The following is a 1851-nucleotide window of genomic DNA, read 5'->3' as shown; positions in this document are numbered from 1 at the left end:
GCTGACACACGGCCATTACCACTTTCCACCACACGGTCACTGCCAATGATCGGCGCACCACTGCTGGCCAATGGGTTGGCACCGAGCTTCTTCGGGTTCAGCTTGCTGGCAATCCCCCTGATCTGGGCTTCACTGGCCTGCCTTGCCCGATCCCGTGGTTGCAGCTCTGCCGGGTATTGAGGGTTTACCTTGCCGGTATCGTTATGGCTGGCAATCAGGTCTTCCTGTTCATAGAGGGCATACTGGGTGCTGACTTCACGTTCATCGGCCATCACCGATTCGTCGGCCTTGCCCAGTACCGGCTTTTTTCCAGAAGGGGTCCCCGACTTTTCCTGTGCAGTTCCCCAGTCGCGCTCCAGGCGCTTGGTGGGATTTCCCCCATCCATGGGGGTCAGCCTCATCCCTTCCTGCTGCTGCCGCGCCTCGATGGCTTTCACTTCCCGTTCAAAGCGGATACCGTCCCCGCTTTCGACCATCGCCTTCAGGTTGGCCAGTGCCTCTTTCATGGAGGTCGGGGTAAAGCCTCGTCCACTTTTCCGGGCGTTCATTTCCAGCCTGCGCTGATCTTCAATCAGCTTACGGACACGGCGTTTCTTGCTGTCGTCGCCTTTCTTCCAGTTGAACGAACGGAACAACCGGTTCAGGCCGTTCATCCGTTCGGTGTAGCTGGTCAGGTCACGGTCAGGGTTGCCGGTGTACTCGGTTGAACCCGGATGCTGATGGGTAGCCCTGTCGATCTGATCCTGTCGGCGTTGCTGGCTGTCCTGCTGTGCGGCTTCCGGGTCAGCATCCACAGTGCCATAGCGGTTGCCGGTAAAGTCGGCAGGCGGGTAGTAAGGCAGTGCCTGCTGCCGGGGTTCGACTGGCTGAGACTTTTCCCTGGTCACCGTTCGGTTCTTCCAGCGGTTGCTCTCTGGTGCCGGCTGCTGCACTTCCTGCTCAGGCATACCCACATTGCGGGTATCCATTGGCGTATTGACCGGATACTGTCCTTCCTGCCCCACGGTGCGCCCCTGCCACTGGCTGGGTTGCTCCATATTGTTAGCGGGGTCGGCAGTCTCTACGTAGCGTTTGCCAAACCTTGTCGCTTCTGCCGGATTGCCGGGTCGGTTCCGCTGCCAGGCTGGCTGATCGTAGCCACTGAAGTCCTGCGGTCTGGCATTGGGAATATCGGACACACCACCCATGCCTCCGGGTGCATCGGGTGGATCATTCGGATCGTTGCGGTCTGCCCAGCTCCGCCATTGTGGTGCTTCTTCCTGCTGCGGCTGTGTCCGGGCTTCCGGTTGCAGTTGTTCAGGTTGCTGGACGGTTTCACCCAACTCATGGAGCTGGCTCTCCAGTCCGGCAATGGCCAGCGAGTTCTGGCGCAGTTGCTCCGCCAGCATGGTCTGGTCGGCGTGAGGTTCCTGCATCTGGTCTTGCAGGGTCTGGTGCTGGCTCATCAGGTCGTTTAGTTTATTCTGGAGAATGCTGGCTGTTTCCGGGTTACGGGTTCGACCGGCAGCGCCCACCAGTCCACCCACTGGACCTCCAACAATGGCACCGGACAGTCCCTGCGCCAACGCACCATCAGTCAGTCCTACCTCTCTGCCCACCTGCTGCTGTCCGTAGTTGGCCGCCATCTGCTGGCCAACCCCTTCACCAAACTCCTGCACCCCTTCGGTCAGGAACCCCTTGGCCGCATTCAGGCCACGGGTGCCGGCGTTCTTCAGGATCAGGTTCTCCATGGCCGGACCCGCCAGCCCCATGGAAAGCGCCCCCACCCCGGCAGCCGGGGCAAAGGCGGCCTGTGCCGCTTCCTCGGCCAGCAGGGCTTTGGCCTGCTCAAAAGGCTGGCGGGTATCGCCG

The 1851-nt window shown here is 60.9% G+C and carries 1 protein-coding gene; it reads right to left on the bottom strand.

Going from position 1 to position 1851, the window contains the following annotated elements; genetic code table 11:
- A partial coding sequence (locus AK963_RS35000) for a hypothetical protein (RefSeq protein WP_202969907.1) occupies positions 1-1851 on the bottom strand: 1851 nt, incomplete at both ends.

The sequence above is a fragment of the Endozoicomonas atrinae genome (assembly GCF_001647025.1).
In the GTDB taxonomy this organism is placed as follows: Bacteria; Pseudomonadota; Gammaproteobacteria; order Pseudomonadales; family Endozoicomonadaceae; genus Endozoicomonas; species Endozoicomonas atrinae.
This window is presented reverse-complemented; position numbering and strand designations above follow the sequence as displayed.